This window comes from Pseudoalteromonas sp. P1-7a, assembly GCF_001401855.1.
Lineage (GTDB): Bacteria > Pseudomonadota > Gammaproteobacteria > Enterobacterales > Alteromonadaceae > Pseudoalteromonas.
In genome coordinates this window covers 81,348-107,503 of the sequence record NZ_LKDU01000002.1, presented here as the reverse complement: position 1 = coordinate 107,503, position 26,156 = coordinate 81,348, and the positions used below count along the sequence as shown (strand labels likewise).

The 26,156-nt window shown below is 39.9% G+C and carries 22 protein-coding genes; 6 read left to right on the top strand and 16 right to left on the bottom strand.

Annotated elements, in window-relative coordinates; genetic code table 11:
- Positions 1 to 33: 33 nt before the first annotated feature.
- The 4 genes from trmD to ffh all read right to left on the bottom strand — a co-directional run bounded on the left by trmD (position 34) and on the right by ffh (position 3,234).
- Positions 34 to 801: a tRNA (guanosine(37)-N1)-methyltransferase TrmD gene (trmD, locus tag AN389_RS02585; protein ID WP_004587325.1), complete on the bottom strand. Its 768-nt coding sequence runs from the start codon at positions 799 to 801 to the stop codon at positions 34 to 36.
- Positions 801 to 1,337 (bottom strand): ribosome maturation factor RimM, encoded by a 537-nt coding sequence (rimM, locus tag AN389_RS02580; protein ID WP_055014035.1) that lies wholly within the window; start codon positions 1,335 to 1,337, stop codon positions 801 to 803. The genes trmD and rimM overlap by 1 nt, the downstream gene beginning before the upstream one ends.
- Before the next feature lie 17 nt (positions 1,338 to 1,354).
- Positions 1,355 to 1,603, bottom strand: coding sequence for a 30S ribosomal protein S16 (gene rpsP / locus AN389_RS02575; protein WP_055014036.1), 249 nt, complete (start codon positions 1,601 to 1,603; stop codon positions 1,355 to 1,357).
- Positions 1,604 to 1,854: 251 nt separating this feature from the next.
- Complete coding sequence (ffh, locus tag AN389_RS02570) at positions 1,855 to 3,234, bottom strand: signal recognition particle protein (RefSeq protein WP_055017181.1); 1,380 nt, start codon at positions 3,232 to 3,234, stop codon at positions 1,855 to 1,857.
- Between the two features lie 253 nt (positions 3,235 to 3,487).
- Between ffh and AN389_RS02565 the strand changes: the two genes are divergently transcribed.
- Both AN389_RS02565 and AN389_RS02560 read left to right on the top strand, forming a co-directional pair.
- Positions 3,488 to 4,294, top strand: a complete 807-nt coding sequence (locus tag AN389_RS02565; RefSeq protein ID WP_055014038.1) for an inner membrane protein YpjD — start codon at positions 3,488 to 3,490, stop codon at positions 4,292 to 4,294.
- 61 nt (positions 4,295 to 4,355) lie between these two features.
- Positions 4,356 to 5,624, top strand: a complete 1,269-nt coding sequence (locus tag AN389_RS02560) for an HlyC/CorC family transporter (RefSeq protein ID WP_138540798.1) — start codon at positions 4,356 to 4,358, stop codon at positions 5,622 to 5,624.
- Between the two features lie 59 nt (positions 5,625 to 5,683).
- Here AN389_RS02560 and AN389_RS02555 read toward each other — a convergent pair whose 3' ends face one another.
- Positions 5,684 to 6,295, bottom strand: a complete 612-nt coding sequence (locus AN389_RS02555) for a transglycosylase SLT domain-containing protein (RefSeq protein ID WP_055014039.1) — start codon at positions 6,293 to 6,295, stop codon at positions 5,684 to 5,686.
- Between the two features lie 133 nt (positions 6,296 to 6,428).
- Entirely contained in the window at positions 6,429 to 8,015 is a 1,587-nt protein-coding gene (gshA, locus tag AN389_RS02550) for a glutamate--cysteine ligase (protein ID WP_055019197.1), read from the bottom strand.
- Positions 8,016 to 8,402: 387 nt separating this feature from the next.
- Here gshA and AN389_RS02545 point away from each other — a divergent pair, with 387 nt between their 5' ends.
- Complete coding sequence (locus AN389_RS02545; protein ID WP_055017179.1) at positions 8,403 to 9,950, top strand: methyl-accepting chemotaxis protein; 1,548 nt, start codon at positions 8,403 to 8,405, stop codon at positions 9,948 to 9,950.
- Between the two features lie 41 nt (positions 9,951 to 9,991).
- On the opposite strand, the gene clpB is transcribed toward AN389_RS02545, so the two are convergent.
- The 3 genes from clpB to rluD all read right to left on the bottom strand — a co-directional run bounded on the left by clpB (position 9,992) and on the right by rluD (position 14,373).
- Positions 9,992 to 12,568, bottom strand: a complete 2,577-nt coding sequence (clpB, locus tag AN389_RS02540) for an ATP-dependent chaperone ClpB (RefSeq protein WP_055017178.1) — start codon at positions 12,566 to 12,568, stop codon at positions 9,992 to 9,994.
- 96 nt (positions 12,569 to 12,664) lie between these two features.
- On the bottom strand, positions 12,665 to 13,396 hold the full coding sequence (gene pgeF / locus AN389_RS02535; protein WP_055014043.1) for a peptidoglycan editing factor PgeF: 732 nt from the start codon (positions 13,394 to 13,396) through the stop codon (positions 12,665 to 12,667).
- Positions 13,396 to 14,373, bottom strand: coding sequence for a 23S rRNA pseudouridine(1911/1915/1917) synthase RluD (gene rluD, locus AN389_RS02530; RefSeq protein ID WP_055019196.1), 978 nt, complete (start codon positions 14,371 to 14,373; stop codon positions 13,396 to 13,398). Before rluD ends, pgeF begins: the two co-directional genes overlap by 1 nt.
- A gap of 141 nt (positions 14,374 to 14,514) precedes the next feature.
- Between rluD and AN389_RS02525 the strand changes: the two genes are divergently transcribed.
- Positions 14,515 to 15,279 (top strand): outer membrane protein assembly factor BamD, encoded by a 765-nt coding sequence (locus AN389_RS02525; RefSeq protein ID WP_055017177.1) that lies wholly within the window; start codon positions 14,515 to 14,517, stop codon positions 15,277 to 15,279.
- A gap of 268 nt (positions 15,280 to 15,547) precedes the next feature.
- Here the strand turns inward: AN389_RS02525 and AN389_RS02520 are convergent, their stop codons facing one another.
- Positions 15,548 to 17,770 carry a TonB-dependent receptor gene (locus tag AN389_RS02520; protein ID WP_055014046.1) on the bottom strand — a complete coding sequence of 741 codons (2,223 nt, stop codon included), beginning with the start codon at positions 17,768 to 17,770 and terminating at the stop codon, positions 15,548 to 15,550.
- 412 nt (positions 17,771 to 18,182) lie between these two features.
- Here AN389_RS02520 and AN389_RS02515 point away from each other — a divergent pair, with 412 nt between their 5' ends.
- Positions 18,183 to 18,773 carry a LuxR C-terminal-related transcriptional regulator gene (locus tag AN389_RS02515; RefSeq protein WP_055017176.1) on the top strand — a complete coding sequence of 197 codons (591 nt, stop codon included), beginning with the start codon at positions 18,183 to 18,185 and terminating at the stop codon, positions 18,771 to 18,773.
- Here the strand turns inward: AN389_RS02515 and AN389_RS02510 are convergent.
- From AN389_RS02510 to AN389_RS02485, 6 genes are read right to left on the bottom strand one after another with little or no spacing between them, the layout of a single operon-like run.
- Positions 18,763 to 19,608, bottom strand: a complete 846-nt coding sequence (locus AN389_RS02510) for a hypothetical protein (RefSeq protein ID WP_055014048.1) — start codon at positions 19,606 to 19,608, stop codon at positions 18,763 to 18,765. The two genes, AN389_RS02515 and AN389_RS02510, sit on opposite strands and share 11 nt — an antisense overlap.
- Positions 19,598 to 22,009 carry a fimbria/pilus outer membrane usher protein gene (locus AN389_RS02505; RefSeq protein ID WP_055019195.1) on the bottom strand — a complete coding sequence of 804 codons (2,412 nt, stop codon included), beginning with the start codon at positions 22,007 to 22,009 and terminating at the stop codon, positions 19,598 to 19,600. The genes AN389_RS02510 and AN389_RS02505 overlap by 11 nt, the downstream gene beginning before the upstream one ends.
- Entirely contained in the window at positions 22,006 to 22,734 is a 729-nt protein-coding gene (locus AN389_RS02500) for a hypothetical protein (RefSeq protein WP_235575937.1), read from the bottom strand. Before AN389_RS02500 ends, AN389_RS02505 begins: the two co-directional genes overlap by 4 nt.
- Positions 22,734 to 23,432 (bottom strand): molecular chaperone, encoded by a 699-nt coding sequence (locus AN389_RS02495; RefSeq protein WP_055014050.1) that lies wholly within the window; start codon positions 23,430 to 23,432, stop codon positions 22,734 to 22,736. Before AN389_RS02495 ends, AN389_RS02500 begins: the two co-directional genes overlap by 1 nt.
- A 54-nt stretch (positions 23,433 to 23,486) precedes the next feature.
- On the bottom strand, positions 23,487 to 23,963 hold the full coding sequence (locus AN389_RS02490) for a hypothetical protein (protein WP_055014051.1): 477 nt from the start codon (positions 23,961 to 23,963) through the stop codon (positions 23,487 to 23,489).
- Between the two features lie 55 nt (positions 23,964 to 24,018).
- Positions 24,019 to 24,492, bottom strand: a complete 474-nt coding sequence (locus AN389_RS02485) for a hypothetical protein (protein ID WP_235575936.1) — start codon at positions 24,490 to 24,492, stop codon at positions 24,019 to 24,021.
- A 511-nt stretch (positions 24,493 to 25,003) separates the two neighbouring features.
- Here AN389_RS02485 and AN389_RS02480 point away from each other — a divergent pair.
- Positions 25,004 to 26,152 (top strand): porin, encoded by a 1,149-nt coding sequence (locus AN389_RS02480; protein WP_055017171.1) that lies wholly within the window; start codon positions 25,004 to 25,006, stop codon positions 26,150 to 26,152.
- The last annotated feature ends 4 nt before the right edge of the window (positions 26,153 to 26,156 follow it).

Sequence of the window (26,156 nt, the reverse complement as noted above, 5' to 3'; positions counted from 1 at the left end):
TATGTTTCTCACTTTCCTAGGTGTAACTGTCTTCTAGCCACAAGCTTTTTGGTACTCTTGCTGAAATTGTGCGAGTAATACCGCTTGCTCCTCAGTCAGAGCTAGGTTATGCAACAAGTCAGGACGTCGTAGCCAAGTTCTACCTAATGACTGCTTAAGCCGCCACTTTGCTATCTCTTGGTGGTTTCCACTGAGTAATACAGCGGGCACCTGTTTGTCGTCCAATGTTTCTGGCCGTGTATAGTGAGGGCAATCTAACAAGCCATCCGAAAATGAGTCTTGCTCTGCTGATTGGTTATGCCCTAGCACACCAGGCACTAATCGCGCTACTGCGTCAATTAATGTCATGGCAGGTAGTTCACCACCACTCAAAATAAAATCACCAATTGACCATTCTTCGTCAACGTATGACTCTATTATTCTCTCGTCTATACCTTCATAGCGACCGGCAATTAAAATCAGCTTTTCAGAGTTTGCGAGCTCGCTTGCCCCTTGCTGATCCAATTTGCGCCCTTGTGGGGACATATAAATTACTTTTGCGCCATCACCTGCCGCTTTTTTAGCGTCAAGAATGGCTTGTTTTAGTGGTTCAACCATCATTAACATACCTGGGCCGCCCCCGTAAGGACGATCATCTACGGTTCTATGCTTATCTAAAGCATAATCACGTGGATTCCAGCAGTTAAAGTCAATTAAGCCATTTTTCACTGCGCGACCGGTTACACCTTGGTGTGTAATTGCATCAAACATGTCAGGGAAAAGGCTTATCACCCCAACCCACAATGAACTAGTTTGAGTCATTAAAACCCAGGGTCCCAGTCTACGGTAATTTCTCTCGCTTCGTGTTTAATGTCTTTAATCACTGAATCAGTTAAAAAAGGAATCAAACGCTCAGCTTGACCAAATGCATCTTTCTTGTTTGCTTTCACAACCAAGACGTCATTTGATCCTGTCTCCATCAGGTCATCAACAATGCCCAAGTTATAACCTTTATCAGTTACAACCGTCATTCCGATGAGATCTCGCCAATAAAACTCACCTTGCGGGAGTTCTGGTAATTGCGCTGAATCAACAGATATTTCTGCATGGGTATAAGCCATTGCTTCGTCTCTGTCGTTTACTTGCGCAATCTTAGCGATAAAGCCTTTGTTGTGGCGACGCCAGTCGACCACTTCTAAGGTCTGCCATTTACCTTGTTGCCCTATCAACCACGGGCTGAAATCGAAGATCCCTTGGGGATCATCAGTAAATGAATGTACCTTAAGCCAGCCCTTTATACCATATGGGGCACCGAGCTTTCCTACGACAATAATTGATGAGGTGTTCTCTTGACTCATGGTTACACTTACGCCTATTAAGCCGCTTTACGAGCGTCTTTAACTAACTTAGCTACACGATCAGAAAGACCTGCGCCCTGACCTACCCAGTGATCAACACGAGGTAAATCTAAACGAAGTTTTTCTTCTTGACCTGAAGCAATTGGGTTAAAGAAACCAACTTTCTCGATGAAGCGACCGTCACGCGAGAAACGGCTATCCGCAACCACAATTTGATAGAAAGGGCGTTTTTTAGCGCCACCACGTTGCAAACGAATAGTTACCATACCGTCCTCTAAATAGATTGACTGTTTTCATTAATAAGATTTACTCCCCAGTATGGGGAGCTGGGGAATTGTACGAGTTTTTAGCAACAATGCAAGTAAGAAGTGAAGCAAAAAGCCACTTTAGTAGGTTAAACTATGATCTGAGCCACAATTAATAGATTAGCATGCACTACGCGCATAATTTATTCAACAAAAAAGGGCCGATTGGCCCTTTTGTTATACATTATATAGCGAGTATTAATAGCGCTTCATTAAAATTTAGGGCCACCGCCACCCATCATTCCAGGTGGTAACATGCCTTTCATGCCGCGCATCATTTTTTGCATGCCGCCTTTACCTTTCATTTTTTTCATCATTTTTTGCATTTGCGTAAACTGTTTTAGCAGTTTATTTATCTCTTGTACCTGTGTACCAGAGCCTGCTGCAATACGCTTTTTACGAGAGCCTTTAATAATCTCAGGGCGGGCACGCTCTTGTTTGGTCATAGAGCTGATGATGGCTTCCATTTGAATGAAGGTTTTGTCACCCATTTGGCCTTTTACAGCATCGGGTAAGTTTTGCATACCAGGCAGCTTATCTAGCATCGACATCATGCCACCCATATTTTTCATTTGCTTTAATTGCTCTGCAAAATCATCAAGGGTAAAGCCGTTGCCTTTAAATACTTTTTCAGCGACCTTAGCCGCTTTTTCTTTATCGACTTTCATTTCGACTTCTTCGATTAATGAAAGTACATCACCCATGCCTAAAATACGCGATGCGATACGATCTGGATGGAACGGCTCTAATGCATCTGTACGCTCGCCCACACCCATAAATTTAATGGGCTTGCCGGTAATATGACGAATAGATAAAGCAGCACCACCACGTGCATCACCATCTGTTTTAGTTAAAATAACACCGGTTAGAGGGAGCGCTTCGTCGAATGCTTTAGCGGTATTCGCCGCATCTTGACCCGTCATTGCATCCACCACAAATAATGTTTCTATTGGGTTGATTGCTTTATGAAGGTCTTTAATTTCGCCCATCATTTCGTTATCTACGTGCAAACGGCCGGCGGTATCAACTAAAACAACGTCTATAAATTTCTTTTTAGCATATGAAATAGCTGCGCTGGCTATATCGACTGGTTTTTGCGAAATATCACTTGGGAAAAAATCTACATCAACTTCGCTGGCAAGTGTTTCAAGCTGCTTAATAGCCGCTGGGCGGTAAACATCAGCACTCACAACTAGTACTGACTTTTTCTTACGCTCTTTTAAAAATTTAGCAAGTTTACCGACACTGGTTGTTTTACCCGCACCTTGAAGACCCGCCATCATAACAACAGCTGGCGGCTGCGCATTTAGGCTAAGCTCTTCGTTAGCCTCACCCATCGCTTTTTCAAGCTCTTCGCGTACTATTTTTATAAATACTTGGCCAGGGCTTAAGCTTTTAGTTACTTCAACACCTACGGCACGTTCTTTGACTTGCTTTACAAACTCGCGAACAACAGGCAACGCAACGTCAGCTTCTAAAAACGCCATACGTACTTCACGCAGCGTATCTTTTATGTTGTCTTCTGTTAAACGGCCGCGGCCACTAATATTTTTTAAGGTTTTACCTAATCGTTCTTGGAGGTTCTCAAACATGTAACGGTTCCGATAAGACGTTTATATTGACCCAATAAGCTCATACTTATTCGCATTTTACTTATTAGATGGGCACAATAGTATTAAATTTCAATTAAAAACAGTATACCGTAAATGAGGGCGCACAATACAGTATTGAAGCATAGCTTATTGAGTTTCTTTTTTTAGGTCTATGCAATTGCATTGCTATAAAATACAATGTGTATATAACAACAAGAATTATTTGACTCTAATTATAAGTGGCCCAAGCATAATGCTAATTATTAGTTTAACTATTATTGCCAGTTTATTTTATGTGTTAGCAACGTCTCATGTGTTAACACGCCTGTTTCATCAACAAGGCCCTAGCCAAAAGGTAACGGTTATTTTAAGTACCGTTGCAATACTCGCGCACATGCTGTTGTTGGTTAATTCGGTGTTTCGCTCCGATGGGCAAGATTTGAGTATTGTGAATGTAGCGCTGCTAACCTGTTGGGTTATTGTGGTGTCGGTTACTGCGGTCTCGCTAAAGTTCCCTGCTACGTTGTTATTGCCGGTCGTTTATGGGTTTGCAGCCTTACTCACCATTGCGAGTTTGTTTATTCCGCATCACATTTTATTACAAAGCTTAAGTATTGAAATAGGGCTTATTGCACACATATCGCTGTCATTATTAGCGTACTGCGTTTTGATTATTGCCACTTTATATGGCGTGCAGTTTTACTTTATTGATAAACGTTTAAAGCGCAAAGATTTAGCAATTGTGCACAGCCATTTGCCGCCCTTAATGGTGGTGGAACGTCAGCTCTATCAACTATTAAATTTAGGCACGGTTATCCTTACCTTCGCACTGCTGACAGGATTTGTATTTTTAGATGGCATGTTCGCCAAAGAATTTATCCATAAAACAGTCTTATCACTTGTTGCATGGGTTATTTTTATCACTGTTGCGCTTGGTCACATTAAAAAAGGCTGGCGAGGTAAACCTGTGGTTATTACCATCATGGTCGCCGCATTTATCCTCACACTTGCTTATTTTGGCAGCCGTTTTGTACAAGAAGTAGTGTTAAATAAGTTTTAACTTGACTCTGTCAGCTCACTCTAGCTTAATACGCATTGGTTTATAAAAAAAGGATCCTTCTTTGGACAGCATATCTACGAGTGTCTTATTTATAATACTCGGTATTTTAATTTTATGTTCTGCATACTTTTCTGGTTCTGAAACGGGCATAATGTCAATTAACAGAATTCGTCTGCGCCACCTTGCTAAAGAAAACCATCGCGCTGCCAAACGCGTCAACAAACTTCTGAGTCGCCCTGATAGACTCATTGGCTTGATCCTCATAGGTAATAATCTTGTAAATATTGCTGCAGCTCAAGTTGCCACTATTATAGGTATTCGTTTATACGGTGATTTAGGTATCGCTATTGCCACAGGTGTACTTACACTCGTTGTGCTTATTTTTGCCGAAGTGACCCCTAAAACCCTTGCTGCCCTCTACCCTGAAAGAGTCGCTTTTCCAAGCTCAGTGGTATTAAAAGGGTTACTTAAAATTCTATTCCCTTTTGTGGTTGTTGTTAACTGGATGACCAATGGAATGTTACGTTTATTTGGCATTAGCGCTGAACAAATTGACGAACATAGCATGAGCAAAGAAGAGCTAAAATCGGTGTTGAATGAATCGGGGGCATTGATTCCAGCTCGCCACCAAAGCATGCTGACGTCTATTTTAGACTTAGAACAAGTGACCGTTGAAGATATTATGATCCCGCGTAACGAAATAGTAGCGATTGATATTAACGACGATTGGAAGATCATTAGCCGTCAATTGACTCATGCGCAGCACACCCGTGTATTACTTTATCGCGATAATATCGATGACGCCGTCGGTTTTATTCATTCGCGCGATGCTCTTCGTCTTTTGACCAAAGAGCAGTTTGATAAACCGTCATTATTACGTGCGGTCCGTGAGATTTACTTTATCCCCGAGGGAACATCTCTAAATACCCAGCTATTAAAGTTCCAACAATCGAAAGAGCGCATTGGTATAGTGGTTGATGAATATGGCGACATACAAGGTCTCGTAACCCTTGAAGATATTCTTGAAGAAGTGGTTGGCGATTTCACGACCACACAAACACGTACGCCCAGTGAAGAGGTAACCACACAAAGTGATGGCTCTTACCTTGTTGATGGCGGGGCTAACGTGCGCGACCTTAACAAAGAAATGGGCTGGGAATTTCCTCTTGATGGCCCTAAAACACTCAGCGGTTTAATTGTAGAATACTTAGAAGACATTCCAGATGCTAATTTAAGCCTTAAAATAGCCGGCTACCCTGTGGAAGTGTTAGAGGTAAAAGAGAATATGATTAAACAGGTAAAAATTAAGCCTAATCAACGTAAGTTATAAGTTTAAATAGCGCGTTAAAAAAGGAGCCTTGGCTCCTTTTTTGCTTTTAAGGTAAGTAGTTAGCCAAAAAGCAGTCGCTCAAACCAACCTTTATCTAGCTCGTCTTCACACCGTTTAAGCTGCGCACCATAACGACTTGCCCGATGCTTAACTTTATTGGCAACACTCATCAGCCACTTTTTCTTTTTATAAGTACCGCGTTTATAACCGCCCCACCCTTCGTGATAATTTAAGTATTGGGCATAAGCATCCCATTTAGAGATTTTATTTACTTTATGTGTTTTATAAACAAACCACGCCATAAAGTCGATTGCATCATCAAAGTCATCCCTATCAGCACCGCTATTACCCGTTTCACGAATATAATCAGACCATGTTGGGGTTTTTGCTTGTGAGTACCCGTAAGCATCACTGGCACGCCCTGTAGGGATAATCCACAAAAAATATTCCATGGGAGGGGCAGCATCATGACGAAACGAGCTTTCTTGGTACATCATACTCATAAGGACATGTTTAGGCGAACCCCACTTTTCTTGTGCGTCTTTTGCATCAAAGTACCAGTCCGGCTTTTCTTCAAAAATTTTACAAAGATCATTAGGTTGCTTTGGTGGCGCAGTGGCACACCCTGCTAAAGAGAGGGCAAAAGATAAAATAATTGCATTTTTTTTCATTTTTATACGATCTCACTGAACTTTTTAAAAAAGTGTGGGTCTGAGTATATGAATGCAGCAGTATAGCATTGTTTCATCCCTGAAGAATATTTACGCAGCCCACTTGGGCTGCGTTTTTTTTGCTTAAAAAAGCTTAAACAACAGCTTTAGCATTAAAATATTCATCTAAAAAGTCAGTAAAGCTTAGCGTATCGGCGCGCTCTATTTCTTCACGCGCTTTATTTGAAGAAACAACTTGTTGCTCAAGCCATTGCTTAGAAAATACGTTGTAGTTAGATTTTGCATGACTTTGCTTATATTTATTAGCTAATTGAATAGCAAACACACCATTATCTATACCTGCATTTTCCAGTTCAGATACATAACGTCCCGAAAAAGTCAGCATTGGGTTATCAACCCAGGTAGCCATTTTTGCTATGGTTTCGCTGTAATAGGTCACCCCATACGCCTTATCCATATACTTAGCTACTTCACTTAATTGATCAAAAATCTCTTTCCCCCAACTTTGCAAAGTACGCTGTTGGTTATTGTCATTAAGCATAACACCTAACTGACGTCCTTGATTAACCACTGTATCTAAGTTCTCTGTGCTGCGGGCTTGCTCTTTCCACAGCATTTCTGGCGAATCTTTTAATAAACAGTACGTCAAAAAGACATCTAAAAAGTGTATTTGATCTATATCAATACCGGTTTCACTAAACGGATTTACATCAAGTGCTCTAATTTCAACATATTCAATGCCGGCTCTTAATAAAGCATCCGTTGGTTTTTCACCACTTTTAGCATTACGTTTGGGGCGAATTGGCGAGTAAAATTCGTTTTCGATTTGAAGAATGTTTTTGTTAAGTTGCTTAGGCGTAGCCGTGGTGTAATCATCAATATCACCGTATAAATCAGAAGGCGTATTGATTGCCTCTTTAAGCCCAGCAACGTACTCATCTAGCGAATTATACATGACGCGTAATGAAGATTGTGCGCTATTGGTATAGCCTAAATCTCCCAAGCGAAGTGCCGTGCCTACCTCTAAATAAAGTGTACCTTTACCTAGTTTTTTAAATGGTAAGTCAGTTTTTCGCCCTTGTAAAAAAGAGTTACATAAGGCTGGTGAGGCACCAAACAGGTAGCTAATTAACCAAAGCTCACGCTTAAAATTACGGATAAGCGCCAGATAACCATCCGAAATAAATGCATCTAGGCTTTGCTCACTTTGCTTTAGGGTATGTAAAGACTGCCAAAAAGACTCTGGGAAAGAAATATTAAAATGCACACCTGCAATTGCTTGCATCATACTGCCGTAACGGTTTTTTAAGCCTTCACGGTATAACGTTTTCATGCGTGCGGTATTTGAGCTACCAAATTGAGCCAGTACTATATCATCTTGATCTTCAATAAAGCATGGCATACTGATAGGCCATAAAAGCTCATCGCCCATGTGTTCAAGTGTAAATTTTTGAAGGTCTTTTAATTGTGCTAAAGTTTCTGTCGCAGATTCACTAACAGGGGTAATAAACTCAAGTAATGACTCTGAAAAGTCAGTAGTAATGTGCCCGTTTGTTAATGCACTACCTACACCTTTAGGATGCCCTAAAGTGGAAATGGCACCATTACCTTTAATACGTAGCGACTCTCGCTCAATGCCACGTTTGATCCCTTTAATTGCCTGCTGATGCGGTGTGGTAGATAACGCGTTAAGCGCGCTAGATAAATCATGTATAGTCAAAAAATGCTTCCTCGGCCACGTGGCTTAATCTTACGGTTATGGGGGCTAATTGCCCATACTCAAGACTAAATTGTTAAGAACAATATAATTTTTCAAAATTGTTAACTATTTACCCTATTGAGCATGCGCTCGATACAATTAGCATCAACCAGCTAGCTAATCTTGCCACTGCTAACACTATTATACAATCGCTTTACTAAAGCCTAAAGACCGTTAATTACTAGATTAGACTTCACAAGCCTTAATATTTTAAGCGCAAAATTTGATATAGATCATAAAAAGTCGCAATTTTAGTAACATTATTATTCAGTGCGTTGCCTTTACTTCACCTCATTAAGTTTACCCAATACAATAACAAGTTAATTAAAAAGGATGATTAAAACTAACATGCGTCATAATCAAAGCTTAATAAATGAAGAAGTCCACTTTAGTGATTCTCAACAATTAGTCTCTACTACCGACTTACGGGGAGTTATTACCTATTCAAATAAAGCATTTTGCGATGTAGCAGGCTTTAGTGAGCAGGAACTCATTGGTAAAAATCATAATATTGTGCGCCACCCTGATATGCCCAAAGCAGCATTTAAAGAAATGTGGAGTACGTTAAAAAGTGGCCATTCATGGCGAGGGATAGTCAAAAATCGTTGTAAGGATGGCCGGTATTACTGGGTTGATGCTTTTGTAACACCTATTTTTGAAGGTAGTCAATTAGTTGGATATCAATCTGTACGTACAAAGCCAGATAAAAAACATGTTTTAACAGCCCATAAACTATACGAGAAATTAAATAACGGTAAAGCCACTTTTAATTTTAAAGAGCACACAAGCTTGCGCCAGATGCTTACATTGGCTGTTGTATTTAGTTGGGTAATTATGAGTGGATTTGCTTTTTCGATTTTGGCAGCAGTTATCAACGTATTAATTTGCGTGCTTATTTTAGCCTTAAATTATCAAGAGCTTGTGGCAACCCCTGCTAAATTAAACGCCTATAAACAGCATTCTGACTCTATCTCGCGCTATGTTTTTTGCGATAACTCGCCGCTAAGTGTGAGTGACTATAAAGAGCAAATGTTACTTGCTAAGCTCAGAACCGTATTGGGGCGCGTAAAAGATGCCACCTATGCCTTTAATAACATTGCTGAAAACCTCGATGATAAATCGACGCTCACCGAAAAGGGGATTGAGGCACAAAGTACACAACTTGAACAAATCGCTACCGCTATGGCGCAAATGACCGCTACGATTGGTGATATTTCAACTAGTACAACAAATACAGCCGATAAAGTTAACTCTACTCAACATAGTTGCGCAGATATAAAACAACATATTGTTGATAACAAAAAAATGGTCTCTGAGCTGGCTACTCATGTAGATCACGCCGCTAATACCGCAAATAACCTCGCGCAAGAAGCGGATAAAATAGGCCAAGTAATGAATGAGATTGAAGGCATTGCTGAGCAAACCAATTTATTAGCACTTAATGCAGCAATAGAAGCCGCAAGAGCTGCAGAGCATGGCCGTGGTTTCGCCGTGGTAGCCGATGAAGTACGTGCACTGTCGTCTCGTACGCAAACTGCTACAGGGCAAATTCACAGCTCGATTAAGGATATCCAAGATACGTTAGTTAATTGGTCTAAGGTAATGCAAAATACAAGACTTCAAGCAGAGAGCTGCGTTCAAACAACCGAGCAAACACACCATGAGCTCGATAGTATATTCAATCAAATTAGTGAAATAGCATTACTTACAAACAGTATATCAACGGCTGCAGAGGAGCAGCAGATGGTGAGCCATGATATTGCTAATAATGTAGATAATATAAAAGAGGTAAGTAACGACAACTTAGCGTTGAGCTTTGACGTTGCTAAAGATGCCGCAGAATTAGTTGCCGGCTCACAAAAAGTAAACAACTTGCTTTATACATTTAAAGTATAAAGCAATAAGCCGCCTGCTTGGCGGCTTATTGTGCGCCTATATTAGCGTTTTGAAAAAATCAGGCCTTGCTCGTTTGCATCTATCACAACAATATCGCCAGGGTTATAATCGCCCCCTAATAGTTGCTGCGCCAGTGGGTTTTCGATTGTTTGCTGAATAGCTCGTTTTAATGGCCGAGCACCGTAAACAGGGTCGAACCCGCTGGAGGCAATTTTTTCAAGCGCCGCATCACTGATCTCTAATAAGTAGCCCATTTCTGTTAAACGCTCACGCAATTTAACAAGCTGAATATCGGCAATTTCTTTAATATGCTCATTGGCAAGTGGATGAAATACGACGGTTTCATCAATACGGTTTATAAATTCTGGCCTAAATTCGTTAACGAGCACATTCATAACCTTGCTCTTAAGCGTTGCGTAGTCGTTTGTGCCCGCTTGCTCTTGAATAATGTCTGAGCCTAAATTTGAGGTCATAATAATAACCGTATTTTTAAAATCAACCGTGCGTCCTTGCCCATCAGTAAGGCGGCCATCATCGAGTACTTGCAATAAAATATTAAATACATCGGGATGCGCTTTTTCTATTTCGTCAAGCAAAATGACAGAGTAAGGCTTACGGCGAACGGCTTCGGTTAAATAGCCGCCTTCTTCGTAACCAACATAACCGGGAGGTGCGCCCACTAAACGTGCTACAGCGTGTTTTTCCATAAACTCAGACATATCGATACGCACCATGGCATCTTCTGTATCAAACATAAAACCTGCAAGCGCTTTAGTAAGCTCTGTTTTACCCACCCCAGTTGGCCCTAAGAATAAAAACGAACCTATGGGCCGATTAGGATCGGCAAGCCCTGCACGAGAGCGGCGTATCGCATTCGCGACTGCAACAACTGCCTCATCCTGCCCTATCACTTTGCTGTGTAGTTGCTCTTCCATTTTTAACAGCTTTTCTCGCTCACCTTGCAACATGCGCGATACTGGGATCCCAGTCCAACGAGAGAGTATTTCTGCAATTTCGTCTTCGCCTACTTGGTTTTTTAGTAAGCTCATTTCTTGCATTTCAGCTTGCGAGGCTAAATCAAGTTTTCGCTCAAGCTCTGGTATTCTTCCGTATTGCAGCTCCGACATGCGCTGTAAATCGCTTGCTCGGCGGGCAACCTCTAAATCAAGGCGCGCTTGTTCAAGCTCAGCTTTAATTACTTGCGTGCCTTGTAACGAAGCTTTTTCTGCATTCCATACTTCATCAAGCTCTCGATATTGCGCTTCTAAATCGGTAATAAGCTGCTGCATTTCGCTGCGCCGCTTTTGGCTTGCATCGTCTTTTTCTTTGGCTAAAGCGTTATCTTCAAGTTTTAATTGAATAATACGGCGCTCAAGCTTATCTAAAGACTCAGGCTTTGAATCTATTTGCAGACGAATTGACGAGCCAGCCTCATCAATTAAATCAATGGCTTTGTCGGGTAACTGTCGGTCGCTAATATAGCGATGCGATAAATGCGCAGCAGCAACAATGGCCGGGTCGGTAATATCCACCGAATGATGTAACTCATAGCGCTCTTTTAAGCCGCGTAAAATGGCAATCGTATCTTCAACTGAGGGCTCTTCAACCAATACTTTTTGAAAACGACGCTCAAGTGCAGCATCTTTTTCTATGTATTGACGGTACTCATCAAGCGTAGTGGCGCCCACACAGTGTAGCTCGCCTCGAGCCAGCGCTGGCTTTAACATGTTGCCAGCGTCCATAGCGCCGTCGGTTTTACCGGCGCCCACCATGGTATGAATTTCATCAATAAACAAAATCACTTGGCCTTCTTCTTTGGCCAGTTCGTTGAGCACCGATTTTAAACGCTCTTCAAATTCACCGCGGTATTTAGCACCCGCCACCAGCGCGCCTAAATCTAACGATAAAACACGCTTACTTTTTAGGCCCTCTGGCACTTCCCCATTTATAATGCGCTGGGCTAACCCCTCTGCAATGGCGGTTTTACCTACTCCAGGCTCACCAATAAGCACGGGGTTATTTTTGGTACGGCGCTGCAAAACTTGAATAGTGCGGCGAATTTCGTCATCGCGCCCAATAACGGGGTCGAGCTTACCTTGCTCTGCGCGCTCGGTTAAATCAATGGTGTATTTTTCAAGTGCTTGTCGGGTTTCTTCGGCGTTAGGGTCATCGACCTTTTGGCCACCGCGAATTGCTTTTATGGCGCTTTCTATTTTAGTTGCGGTAATATTAAGCGCTCTAAAAATATCACCTAAAGGGCCTTTGTCGTCACAGGCCGCTAATACAAATAATTCGCTCGAAATATACTTATCTTTGCGCTTTTGCGCGTACTTATCACATAAGTTAATAAGCGAAGCCATGTTATTAGAAAGCTGTACGTCGCCCCCTACTCCTTCAACTTTAAACAGCTTTTCTATTTCTTGAGAAAGCTTGGTGTTGAGCTCATCCGCACTCACGCCTGCTTGAGCAAGCAAAGCACGCACACTAGAGCCATTTTGCTGTAAAAGCGCATACATTAAATGTACAGGTTCAATAAATTGATGATCGCGCCCTAATGCTAGCGACTGAGCATCTGAAAGCGCAGATTGAAATTTACTTGTGAATCTATCTAGACGCATGAGGGTTTACCTATTTAATAAACTAATTGCTTAATAAATGGGTATGTTAATAGAATTGTTCAAGGTGTTAAGATGAATATTGTGGGGAAATAGTGTTTATTTGCGCCAGATCAAACTTGCCATGCGCCCTGTTTTGCCCTCTCGCCGATAAGAGAAAAACAGTGACCGCTGAGAAACAGTACAATAATCGCCTCCACTAATATTTATAACGCCTAATTGCTCAAGTTCAATGCGAGCGATTAAGTAAATGTCGCACAAATATTTTTTATTGCTTTGCAATTTAAACGCCTCTTTAAACAGCGGGGATTTTGCAATAAACCGCGAAGCGACCTCGTCGCCAACTTCAAATCGCTCAGCACCAATAGCAGGCCCAAGCCACGCATATATTTGCATACTAGGCGCGCTAAAACAGGCAAGCGTATTTTTTATGATCCCTTTTTCGAGACCACGCCAACCACCATGCACTGCTGCAACTTCGCGGCCATCATGGCTTGCAAGCAAAATAGGTAGGCAATCTGCACTCATAATAGCAAGAGGCTGATTTTTAACTTGGGTATACAACGCATCAGCAGTGTGTAATGTTTGAAAGTCAAAATCTGCATCAACACAGAGCACATCAGCACTGTGCACTTGATTAAGCCAAAGTGCCGGTTTTGGAAGGGATTGCTCTACCAAAGCACGGTTTTTTAGCACGTGCTCTGGAGTATCATCAACATGTAAGCCTAGATTTAAGCTGTTAAAAGGCGGCTTTGACACGCCGCCTTCTCGGGTGGTACTGCACGTACCTACCGAGGTTAAATTAGGCCATGGTGCTGACAAAAAAGTCATTAATACTCTATGTCAGGGTTAGCTTTTGTATCTTCTCTAAGCACCTGAGTCATTGCCACCATGTCATCTGGAATAGGCGCTTGCCAGGTCATCATTTCTCCCGTAATAGGGTGCGCAATACTTAATTTTACTGCATGTAAAGCTTGGCGATTAAATGTACGTAACATTTCAAATAGCTCTGGCGTAGCACCTTTAGGTGGACGAGGACGGCCGCCGTAGGCTCTATCACCAATTAACGGATGGTTTATATACGCCATATGAACACGAATTTGGTGTGTACGCCCGGTTTCTAGGCGGAGGCGTAAACGTGTATGAGCACGGAATTTTTCAGCAACACGGTAATGTGTAATGGCAGGCTTACCCATTTCGTGAACTGCCATGTGTGTACGCTGCGTAGGATGGCGGCCAATCGGCTTTTCAACCATGCCACCTGCTGTCATAGTGCCATTACATAGAGCTTCGTATTCACGCGTGAAGTTTTCACGTTTTTGCAGTGCTTTAACTAGATGTGTTTGCGCCTGAATAGTTTTAGCCACCACCATTAAGCCTGTGGTGTCTTTATCTAGACGGTGCACAATACCAGCACGCGGTACGTTAATAATATCCGGAAAATGATGTAACAATGCATTTAACACTGTGCCATCTGGGTTACCTGCACCAGGGTGAACGACTAGGCCCATGGGTTTGTTGATAACCAAAATATCGTCATCTTCATAAACAATGTTTAATTTGATATCTTGTGCTTCGTATTCGCGTGGTGCTTCAATGCTGGTTTCAACATTTACAACTTCACCTCCGAGTAGTTTTTCTCGCGGCGTGTTATAGATTTCACCGTCAACGGTGATTTTATCATCCAATATCCATGTTTTTATACGTGAACGTGAATAATCAGGGAACAATTGCGCTAATACTTGGTCTAGACGTTTACCACCTAACTCGGTAGGAACCTCGGCTTGAAGTGAAATTTGTTCTGACATTAGTAACTTTACCCAATTTACCAGTGCAAGCTGTGCCTGACTGGGTTAGAATCGCTTTTAATAAAAGCATAATATAATACGCATAGTTTACTCGGTTTTACCGCCGTGGCCTAGCCGAAGACATCGAAGGTAACAAATAAAATGATAAATAAAATAGGGAAACGTGCATTCGCCATTGTTTTTTCAGCTTCTGTACTTACTTTAGGGGCCTGTTCTTCTGCGCCTGACCAAGAAGATATCCAACGCGTTCCTAACAAATCTGCACACGCTTTGTATGAAGATGCAAAACAAACACTTGACTCTGGTTTATACGCCCGAGCAATTGAGTTATTAACCGCTATTGATTCACGCTACCCATTTGGGCCTTTCTCAAAGCAAGTACAAATGGATTTAGTGTATGCCCATTACCAATCAGGTAATACAGAACAAGCATTAGCGACTATCGACCGCTTTATTCGTTTAAACCCAAATCACAAAGATTTAGATTACATGTACTACATGCGTGGTTTGGTTAATATTAAAGCTGATAAAAATGCCTTCCAAGAGTATTTTGGCATAGACAGAGCTGACCGCGATGCCAACCGTACCCGTGTAGCATTTACCGATTTATCAACGCTTGTAAAACGCTTTCCAAAAAGTGATTACGCACCAGAGGCTAAACGTCGCTTAGTGTGGCTATTAAACCGCATGGCGCGCTACGAGCTAAAAGTAGCAAACTACTATTACGAACGTGAAGCTTACCTAGCGGCCGCTAATCGTGGTAAGTACGTTGTTGAGCATTACTCGCAAAGCAGCTATTTAGATCCAGCCCTTGAGATGATGGAAAAAAGCTACGAAAAGCTTGGCTTGAAAGATTTAAGTGAGCACGCAAGACTAACGCGTGAATACAATAAGTCGAATAAATAAGTTTGATAGCGGTTTTTTAATCAAACCTAAATTGTTTAAAGCCCTCACTGAGGGCTTTTTTATTACCTAAAAACAAGGTTACCTGATGCTAATAGTGCTTTATATTACTTAGTGGTTACTTCGCACCACACAGGGTATATCAATAGCACAGCACTACACGCTTGTTACAAAGAGGTTCAGCATGTGGCCCCAAGCTTGACTTTTTACTGGCGCAAAAGAAAAAAAAGGTAAGCCTAAGCTTACCTTTTGTTTAACTCATTGTAGGTTATTAAAGTTCAAAGTCTTTTTTGAATTTTAAACCAAACTCGCTACGGTCATTACTGCGCATTACACCAACAAAACCTGACTGCTGCAAACGACCTACATCGTAAACCTCATTTAATACGTTTTCACCGTATAAGGTTACTTCCATATCGCCATACGGATTAGTGTAAGAAATATTAAAACCAACTAACTCACGTGAATCGATAGTTTCACTTTCATTGTAAACTGACTGGCCTTGCATTTCGCTTCTGTAAGAATAGTTAGCATTAAATGCAACGGTTGCACCGCTATCTAAATCCATAAAGTAAGAAGGGGCTACCATTACAGTCCAACGTGGCGTTAATGCTGGCGAATCACCTTTACCAATACCTTGTACGCCTGCATCTACTTCTGTAATTTCAGAATCTAAGTAACCGACAGAGCTGCGAATTGTAAAATCGTCTGTAATGGCAACAGTGGTTTCAAGCTCAATACCTTGCGCTTTAGACTCACCGGCATTTTCAACAATCGTTACAAAACCACCGCCTGCAGTAGGGTCTGAAAATGGTAAAGCAAGGTCAGTATAATCTGTTACAAATACAGCCAACATCATAGACACATTTTCGTGTACTTGGCCTTTTAAGCCCATTTCGTAGTTAATCGCTTTGGTTTCATCAAACGATACAAACTGATCTGGGCCACCAAAAGGACGCGGAGGGAAGCCACCGGTTTGGTATCCTTTTTGAATTTGACCATATACATTCATGTTATTGCTGATTTGATACGATGCGTTTACATCCCACGTTACAGCGTCAAACTCTGCACTTACGTATTTACGTTCAGCAAATGTAGGGAAAATCGCATCGGCATCTTTCTCATCTTTTGAATAACGAAGTCCACCGCCAATACTTAAATCATCTGTTAAATCATAACTTGTATTAAAGTATACAGCGTATGAGTTTGTTTCTTGGTTAATTTCAAATTCGCCATAACCACCAAATGACGGTGTAACACCATCGTTTAATAAACTATTTGGTGTATTAAATGGGCTAAATACAAATGGACCTGAACGTGTAAAGCCATCCTCATTAAAGAAATAAAGGCCTGATACAAAGTCCATATTGTCATAGGTAGCATTTAGTTGAATTTCAAACGAGTATTGGTCTGCACCACCCTCTTCTGGGAACTCAGATAAATTAAGTGGTGACGCATCATCATCAAGTCCACCTTCGTATTCAGAAGTACGGTAACTTGAAATAAATTTAGCCGTGTACGTATCATCAATTGCCCAATCAGCGGTAAATGACGTCCCCCACCCTGAGTAAGAGGTAGACTCAATACCCGCAACAGTAGTGCCTAAATCATCTGGGTCAGAAGGAATTAGGTCCTGTGTTAATAGTGGGAAGTCACCATTAAATACATCGTTTGCATCAAGCGGCTCAGTTAACTCAATAGTGTAAGGTGATTGACCTGATTCGTTATCAACACCGTCAAGTGAAAAAGTTAACGCTAAATCGCTAGTAGCCTGCCATTTAAGGGCTACGCGACCACTAAACTCTTCTTCTTCACCAATTTCTTTTTCTGGGTTAGCTAAATTAACTGCTTCACCCACACCGTCGCGTGTTTTGTAAGATGCACTTGCAGACATGCTCACGTCATCAGTCAACGAGTTATTAAAGTAAACATCGCCCGCAATACGTCCGCGGCTACCAATTTTAGCCGAGGTTGTAACAATCCCTTCGTCACCGGGCTGCTTAGTAATTACATTTACTGCGCCGCCTAATGTATTACGACCATATAATGTACCTTGTGGACCACGAAGAACTTCAACACGCTCTACATTTGGTAACGATAAGTTTGACCCCATTTGACGGCCTAAGTAAACACCATCTAAATAAACACCGACACCCGGATCGGTTGTAATTATGTGATCTTGCAGACCAATACCTCGAATAAACACAGAGGCATGCGCCGCATTACCTACACCGTAGCGAGTAATATTTAAGTTTGGAACGTATTTACCAATATCTTCTAGGTTACTCATATTGGCTTTATCAATTAAGTTTGCACCAATAGATGTGATAGCGGTTGGAGATTCAAACAAGCTCTCTGTACGTTTACGAGCTGTAACTTCGATTTTTTCAAACGCGTCTTGTTTTGCTGTTGTTTTAACTTCTTCAGCATTTACAGAGGTAGTGAGTGCAGCAACAATTGCTAGGCTTAACTGTGAGAGTTTGCGTAGTTTCAAAATATTCTCCAAAGGATACCGTATAATTTAATTATGCGAACTTATTGGCTAAGGCAATAAGTTTTGGGCATAAAAAAAGACGCTTAATAGCATCTTTCCTCTGGAAGGGCATTATATTACATATTTGTGAAGAAATGTATAAAACTTTTCATTTAGTAAACATAAAGGTACTAATTAATTATAACTTTTGATTTTTATTGGATAACTTACGTGAAAAAACTCCCTCTATAAAATGTAGGCGCTGCTATTTTTTATATTAACTATGCTACCTCTGCTGTTCACATACAAAGCCTTCATTATTCCATAAAATACACCAATCTACGCTAGCTATAGCTTATCGGACTATGCACTATGATTGATATTAACCAAAAATAGCAATATAGTATTACTATTGCATCTATGGACAGAAATTATGGATATTAAAAATACTCCAATACACTATATAAAGTGCTTTAATAGTCCAGACTATACTTCACTTTTCTGTGTAGCAGCTAACTACAATATTTTATTAGTTAATTACCAAGCACTTAACGTAATAACGACCTATGAACTTATCAACAAGTTTATGCAGGACAACGGATATAAAAGTTTAGTTATATTTGATGTACCTAAAAATAGTGACGTATTAGCTTTAAAAGAATGGCCTAATTTAAAGGGCCTTTTCTATGAAAGTTCAGATGATTCACTTTTTCAACAAGGTCTTGAAGCCATTGAACAAGGTAAACTTTGGTTTCCACGTGATGTCACTGACAGCTGGATGAGGCAAATGTTAGCCTCTGAACAACAAACCACCTTGCAATCTAGTAATCTCACTTGTAAGGAAATTAAAGTATTAAATTTGCTTTTCTCCGGTTTACACTCTAGCGCCATTGCAGATAGTCTATTCATTAGTGAAGCCACTGTAAGAGTGCATTTACATAAAATTTATCAAAAAATATCTGTAAAAAATAAGCAACAAGCATTACTTTGGTGTCAAAAAAACCTAAGCAAAGTCAATAGTTAAGCGGGCTTATTTGAAAGCGTATTACATCTGAATACTCACCAGCAGCTTGACGTGTAAAGTCCTCCAACTGAATACTAAGCGGTATAAAAAACTCCGTCTGCCCAGAGTAAGAGAAGTTTAAACTTGCAGGCTTTGCTAAGTTAATTTCTTCTGCGCCTAACTGCAATGTATAGTTAATACCGTATTTAGTACTATAAATAGCATGTATTAAACGACTTTTATTTTCTGAAGCTACATTAAGTTGGACATCAGTGTTGGTTACTATTTGTAGACTGGGTAACATTGAATAGGTTTGTGCAGGCTTTAACTCCCCCAAATAAACTGTGTTAGAAAAAGTGTTATAGCCTAATAAAGATAAACTAGTGCGTGGTTGGATGTTCGTTTCAATTTCAATCTCTTTCTCATCCATAATTTGTTTACTTTCGTCATAGAGAATCAACTGAAGCCTATCATTGTAGTTCCCCGCTTTCACGGGGGTCCCTGCAGGTATTACCAAGCTAATATCAACTACGTTATTGCTTAATTTCACATGACTAATTGTCCTGCTTAATAACTGGTTTTCTAATAGAATTTGATAATCGATAACTTGAGAGTTACTTTTGAAGTAGCCTTGATTTTGAGAAAAAATACCAAAATACAAGGTGCAACCCGCTGTATTTACTGTACTTATACGAATTACTTTCTCAGCATCGACTCGTGATCTTATGTTGTAAAAAGACAAGTCATCAAACAAATATTCAACTTCACCAATACTTGCATCACACTGAGCATTAACTCTACAAGCTAAAGATAGTGTAAATATACTTATTGCTAAATACACAATTTTAATGAACATAAATAACCCCTTTTCTTTGAAGTTGTTCTGCATCACGAACGTCTATAAAAAATTTAGTATTGTCTTTATTTTGCAAGGTTACTTCATAGCGGCAAGGAGCAAGACCTGTTATAGCAAAGCGGCCTCGCTTATTTGTGAAAAAGGTATACTCTTTACCAGATGCATCATTTGAACAAGTGGCCTTTCCAACCATTAAAGCTAAGGGAGCCTCGTCCTTGCTTCGAAGAGTTGCAATAACAGAAATATTTGCTGCAGTGCCAATTATTGCTTTGTGCCCAGTTTTATACTGCGGGTAAAAACTGAGCATGCCAGAGCCTATGTCATAGCCAGGAGCTAAATCATCAATATCAACAGGAATGTTTATGCTGTCATATGAGCTCAAGTCATTGAGCAATATAGTTTTAAAGTCGCTGTTATCGGCTCTATACTCGTCCTCAACTCGGCCTAATGTAATTACTTTATTTTCTAAGCTTTTATGGGCGTTAACGAGTGCAAAACTATCGTATATAGGTTTTCCGAATGCCCACGTATCGTCTGCAAAAGCGACGCTCGATGCTACACTTAAACGACTTTGATGATAAGCAGAACGGGCATTTAAATCTTTGTAAAAACTTGCATGCTCTAGGTTAGCAGCAAAACGATTTGCGTTATATTGCATGTTTAGATCAAAGATAGTTTTATTTAAATCATTATTTTCGAGCCCTGCTCGTAAGTTCAACGCACCAACAAACCGTTGGTTACTATCTTGAGTAAACTCTAGTCTTGTTTTGTCACGTTTGGAGCGATGAGATAATTTAATCCTGTGCTGATTATTGAATTTATAGGTCAATGACAAGCTGAGCCCCCACTGCTTTTCACCTCTTAAGTCATCCCATTGCGCGCCAGCTGTATACCTCCACTGACTGTTAGCTAAGTCTCCTGAAATATTTAAACCCATAGATTGATCAAATTGTTCACCCTCATGATCACGAGAGATGTTTGCAAAGAAAGATGCTAATGTCCTACTGTTAACATAGTAGCTATAACTCGCTTGCGCATAATGCTCTGTGTAACGGTTATTGAACGCTTCCTGGGTCCTAAACCCCAAAGCTGTAAAGTATTTTGAAGTGTATTCATAACCAAACGTAAACTCACTTCCTAGGTTGCTCATATTATAGCTACTATAAACTGTACGATAGGCATAACCTTGGTGTTTAGCGAAGCTAAGTGCCCCCTCAAAAGCCAGCTGACCCATCTTAGCAGCATAAATTTGTTTAGTGCCTATTTGCTGAGCGTATTTATCTCCTTGGACTGTAAAGCCTGCAGTCCAACTTGGAGTGAGACCATAATCTAGGTAAGCACTAAGGAAGGGGGCATTTTCCTCATATTTGAGCCTATCGCCAGCTTGCGCAGGTACACCTAAGTGAATTTCATATTCAAGCTGTCCTTTAGCAAATAAATCTAAACCAGTTGCAACATCAAAGTTTACATAGCGAACAACGCCTGCTATATCAGTAATTTTTAGAGAAATATTATTACTACCTTCGCTTATAGGTATATCATCTAAAGAATAAATGCCCGCAACTAAATTAAGACGCTGAATAATACGGCCATCTACATATACCTCCACACTTGAAGGACTTTGCAGGGTAAAGCTTTGTGAAGCAGTCGGTCTTATAGGCCTATCTGATAATAGAGAAAAGTCATGTGCGAGTGAAAAGCCCAATAAACGAGAGGAATTTTGAAAATAGCCACCTGAACTAAAGTTATCTCCAATAGAAAGGCGCATACCTAAGTTTGGTAAATCATGAATTAACCGAGTGCCCCGGCGTTTAAAAATTGAAGAGGAAGGCTGAGATATTTTGTTATATTCAAGCTCATTTTCTACCACCCAGCCTTGCCAACTAGCCACGATTTCGGAGCGTAACGCGTATTGCTCTTGAATTTGCTGCTGTTCTTGATCATCTTGATGAACATAGCTTGCATAAGCGTTGACAAACCCACTGGCTTTTGCTGGTTCTATAGCCTTTAATTTTTTTCTACGTTTTTGCGCACTTAATTTTTGAGGACGAGTTAACTCTACTGGAACAATAATATCCAAGCTAAAATCACTCATATCAAATACAACACTAAAACCCAATTCTTTTAGTGAAGTTACCGCTAATGAACTACCTTTTAACACCTTGAACAGTTCCTCCTCTTTTTCTTCAAGTAATACTTGGCGAAAATGAGGCTCTAACTCATTCCACTTTAAAAAAAGTGCATCACCTTTATCGACTTTAAGTAAAACCTGACCGATTGGACTTTTATTCAGTTGAGCAGACACATTAAGCTCAATTGTCCTGTTAGAAGGATTAATTTTTGAAAACACAGTAAGTGGAAAAAAGAACATAGCGAATAAAAACGCAGCTGTAATTTTCATTGCACTAAATCTAAACTTAAATGCTCCACCTTGCCTCTTTCAATATTTTCTGGGAGCTTAATTTTTATGGTTTGTGTAGCATACGGCGCAAAAAAAACATCGTATCCATTTTCTAATAAAGCTTGCTTTTCAAACGTAGTCACAACTGATTTATTAGTAGTCACTTTAACTTCGTAATCCCTGAGACGAGTTGCGCCTCTTCCTTCATTTTTTACTTGAGTTAAAAGCTCCCCACTTTCAATTGTTGATGTGAGTATTTTTAATTTTGGTAAATACTCATCCATGTGCACGTGAACAACTAAATTTACATTCATTAATATTTTAAGTTGCGAGGTATCACTATCGATATTAGAAGCCAAAGGCTGCTCAACTAAACTTACTTGATAGCTTTTATCATATTTCGGAAAACTCTCGGCAATCCACCTAAATTGAATTTTCTGGCCTTGCCCCTCTTGTAAAAATAAAGAGGGAGGAAAGACCCATAACGGGGAGTCTTCCAGCTTTTTTAAAGATGGGTTGGGTGTGGAAAAATCAATTTCGTGTACTTCAATATCAAATGCAATTTCTCTGGGTAATTGATTATAAACCAGACTAGATGGTATTTTTGAAGGCTCCTGCGGGGATAGTGTAACCACCATAGGTGTTACTTCAAGTGCATCAACCGAAATAGTAATACTCCAAATTAATATTACTAAACATCGACTGAGCCACTGAATACTAGACATTAGAATACAACCTCTAGCTGACTATCATCAGCTTGAAATTCTTTAGGTATCGATATTGCAATATTACTTTTTGAATTGGGTAATAGAATTTTCCCTGAAAGAGCTTTGCTTAGCTCCATACCTTCTAAAGTTAATACTTTACCTTTAGATTTAATATTCCATTGACCTTTAGAAAGACGTAAGTATTTATTCCCTCGATTCTCTAACGACACACTCCATTGATTTTCTGCTAATTGTTTTTTTTCTTTAACTATAAGGTTAGCTTTAGCATTTTCAGGCACAACATTAAATAGGGTTCTAAAACTAAGTGACATACCAACCCCAGACTGCGCATTATCATTTAGATCTACCGACACTTGTTCTACGGTAATTCTGTACGACTTGGAATGTTTAATAATAGGCTCCCCGATATATCTAACGATAATCGATTGACTATTTCCAGGTGGGATGATTGTTGTCATAGGAATAATTAAAAAATCGTCTTCATTTTCCTCTAAAGACTCGACTCCTGTATCACTTATACTCATATTATATGCAGAAACATCGATAGTTAACGGTTTATCTGACGGGTTAATAATGCGAAGCGTCTGCTGTGATTGACTACCCTGAGAGCTAAGATCAGCTACCATTGGCCTCACTTGAAAGGCGTTAGCCGAAAAAGAAAACAAACAGAATATTAATATAAGTAAAGCATGCATAGAATTCCCTCCTAAATAAAGGCAGTGGTTATTCACTGCCTTTTTAATTTAACTTTAGTTTGCTGTCACTGTTAGCATTAATGTATCTGCATACGTACCAGCATATACAGGTGCTTGAGTAACTTCTAAATCAATCATCCCTGCTACGCCTGTAGTTGCTAAAGTATTACTTCCGCCACTGCTTTGAAATGCACTTTGATCATTCGTTCCATTCTCGGCTGACAAAGTAAAGTCATATGGGCCTGCTGTTAAATGAGCAGTGTATCCTACACCTCTGTCTTCATGATCAGCGTTTTGAAGGTGCCCTTCAGAAGTAGTTAACGTAAGTGTTGCACCATCTACATCATTACATTTCAAATCAAAGTTAACTGTTTTTGTATTGCCTAGAGCAAGTGCTGGAAAGTAATGAGTTGTTGCGATATTGCTTACTTCACATATAGACTCAACTGCACCACCTACGTTTAAGTTTTCTGCTAATGCTGAACCTGAAGATAGTGCCGCGATTGCTGATATTACGATTAGTTTATTCATTGTTATATTCCTTATCCATGTGACATATAGTTTGTTATGTTTAATAAATGTGCGCTTAAAGCACCCCACCTGATACTACTGATGGTGTCATTTCTATGCGGATCACATCCTGGTAACTTCCTGCATAGATTAAGGGGTCATCTAGAGTTAACTGAATCTGAGCAACACTATCAAAAATAATTTCATTAATATCAAAACTGTAGGTCGATTTGATTGCCTGTGCCGATACAGACACAACATTTTTGGCACCTTCCAGTGACCAGTTAATATTATATGAACTTATTTTATTGCTTTGCTCATGACTTAATCCGCCATTGAGAGATTGCATTGATATTCGCATTGGCGAATTACAGTTAATTACTAATGTTGTATTAGCAATGCCATTAGAAGAAAACGCTAGGTTATTACTTTGTGGAGTAAATTCACACACTGGAGCGATATAGCCCAGCAATGTAATACTTACCTCATCGTTACTATATGCATTGGATGCAAAGCAACATAATACTAACCATGTTAGCCTCTTCATCATTGCCACTTCCTTTGAACTACCTTGCTGATACAGGGGTAATGTTAAGCTAAAATTCAGGTTTAGGAAGTTGTTATTTGATTACAAAACAAGAAGGTGAACTAAATAAATAATGTGAATATATAGCGCCTATTATAAACATTTGAGTGGCTATGAACCTTTAGAGGTAATCATATTGTGACTATCTTTCTCTTTAAGTCCGCTGTAGCGCTATGTTTAGTGTTTATAAACTATTAAAATATAAAACAAATCAAGCATAAACAGCAAAATAAACAGTAATTACTATTTCCTAAATCATTAGCTAAACAAACTCAATAAATTTAAAAGTTTTTTAACTTTAATAAAATCAATAACTTCGTTCTAGTAAAAACCCATGAGTTAACAATTGTAAACTCGAAATAAACTAAATTCTCAGTTCTTTTTTAACTAACTAGCTAAAATTATTAGATAAATACTAAATTCACTTCTATAATCCCCCTGAAATCAACATCTAAATAACAAATAGGAAATACATATGAAAAAGCTATCTGTAGCAGTAGCAATATGTGCCGCACTTGCAACAAGCGCTGCAAGCGCTGAAGTTCGTATAAATGGTTTTGCATCTATAGTAGGTGGTAAAACCCTAGACAGTGATCAGACTTTATACGGATATGATGATGACATCTCTTTTAAAAACGAGAGCAAGTTCGCCTTACAACTCTCTGCTGATCTTCAAGAAAAACTGACCGCGACAGCGCAAATTATTGCGCGTGGAGAAGATGACTTTGACGCAACATTTGAATGGGCATATGTTACCTATGAATACAGCGATGAACTGCAATTAAGCGCGGGTAAAATGCGTGTTCCTTTTTACAAATACTCAGACTTTTTAGACGTTGGCTATGCTTATCGTTGGGTTCGTCCACCGCGTTCTGTATACGGTATTCCATTTTCTACGTATGAAGGACTTAGCGTAGTATATAACAGCCAATTAGGTGACTGGGATTCTACATTACAAGGGTTTTATGGCGCTTTTGATGGCGATATAGATGTATTTGGAAATGAGCTACCTGCAGAATTGAATAACTTAGGTGGTATTAACTGGAGCGTTTCTTACGACTGGTTTAGCGCAAGAGCTGCATACATTGTGGCCGACACTAGCATTTCTATAGATAACAGTGATTCAAGTAACTTAAGTGCCCTAAATGGTATTATTGATGTACTTAATGCAAGCGGTTTAAGCAGCACAGCGAACGACCTTATCACTGACGAAGATGAAACAACTTTTTTCGGGATTGGTTTCTCTGTTGACTATGATAACTTTTTATTTGATGCCGAATATACTCAGTTTGAAGTCGAGGGAAGTATTTTGGCTGAGCAATCACAATACTATGCCTCAGCTGGCTACCGTATAGATAATGTTATTGTTCATGTAACTTATGAAAAAAATGATGATGAACATGATTCATCACGCTTTAATACACTCGAATCAATTCCATTATTAAATACAAACGTAAACCTCGCCCTTGATAGCATGCGAGCAGAGAGTAACGTATACACCATTGGCGCGCGCTATGACTTCCACCCTTCAGCTGCATTTAAAATTGATTTTAGTCGATTTGACGATGACGTAACGAACCTTGAAACTGATGTAGTAGCTGTTGGCGTTGACTTAGTATTCTAATTGG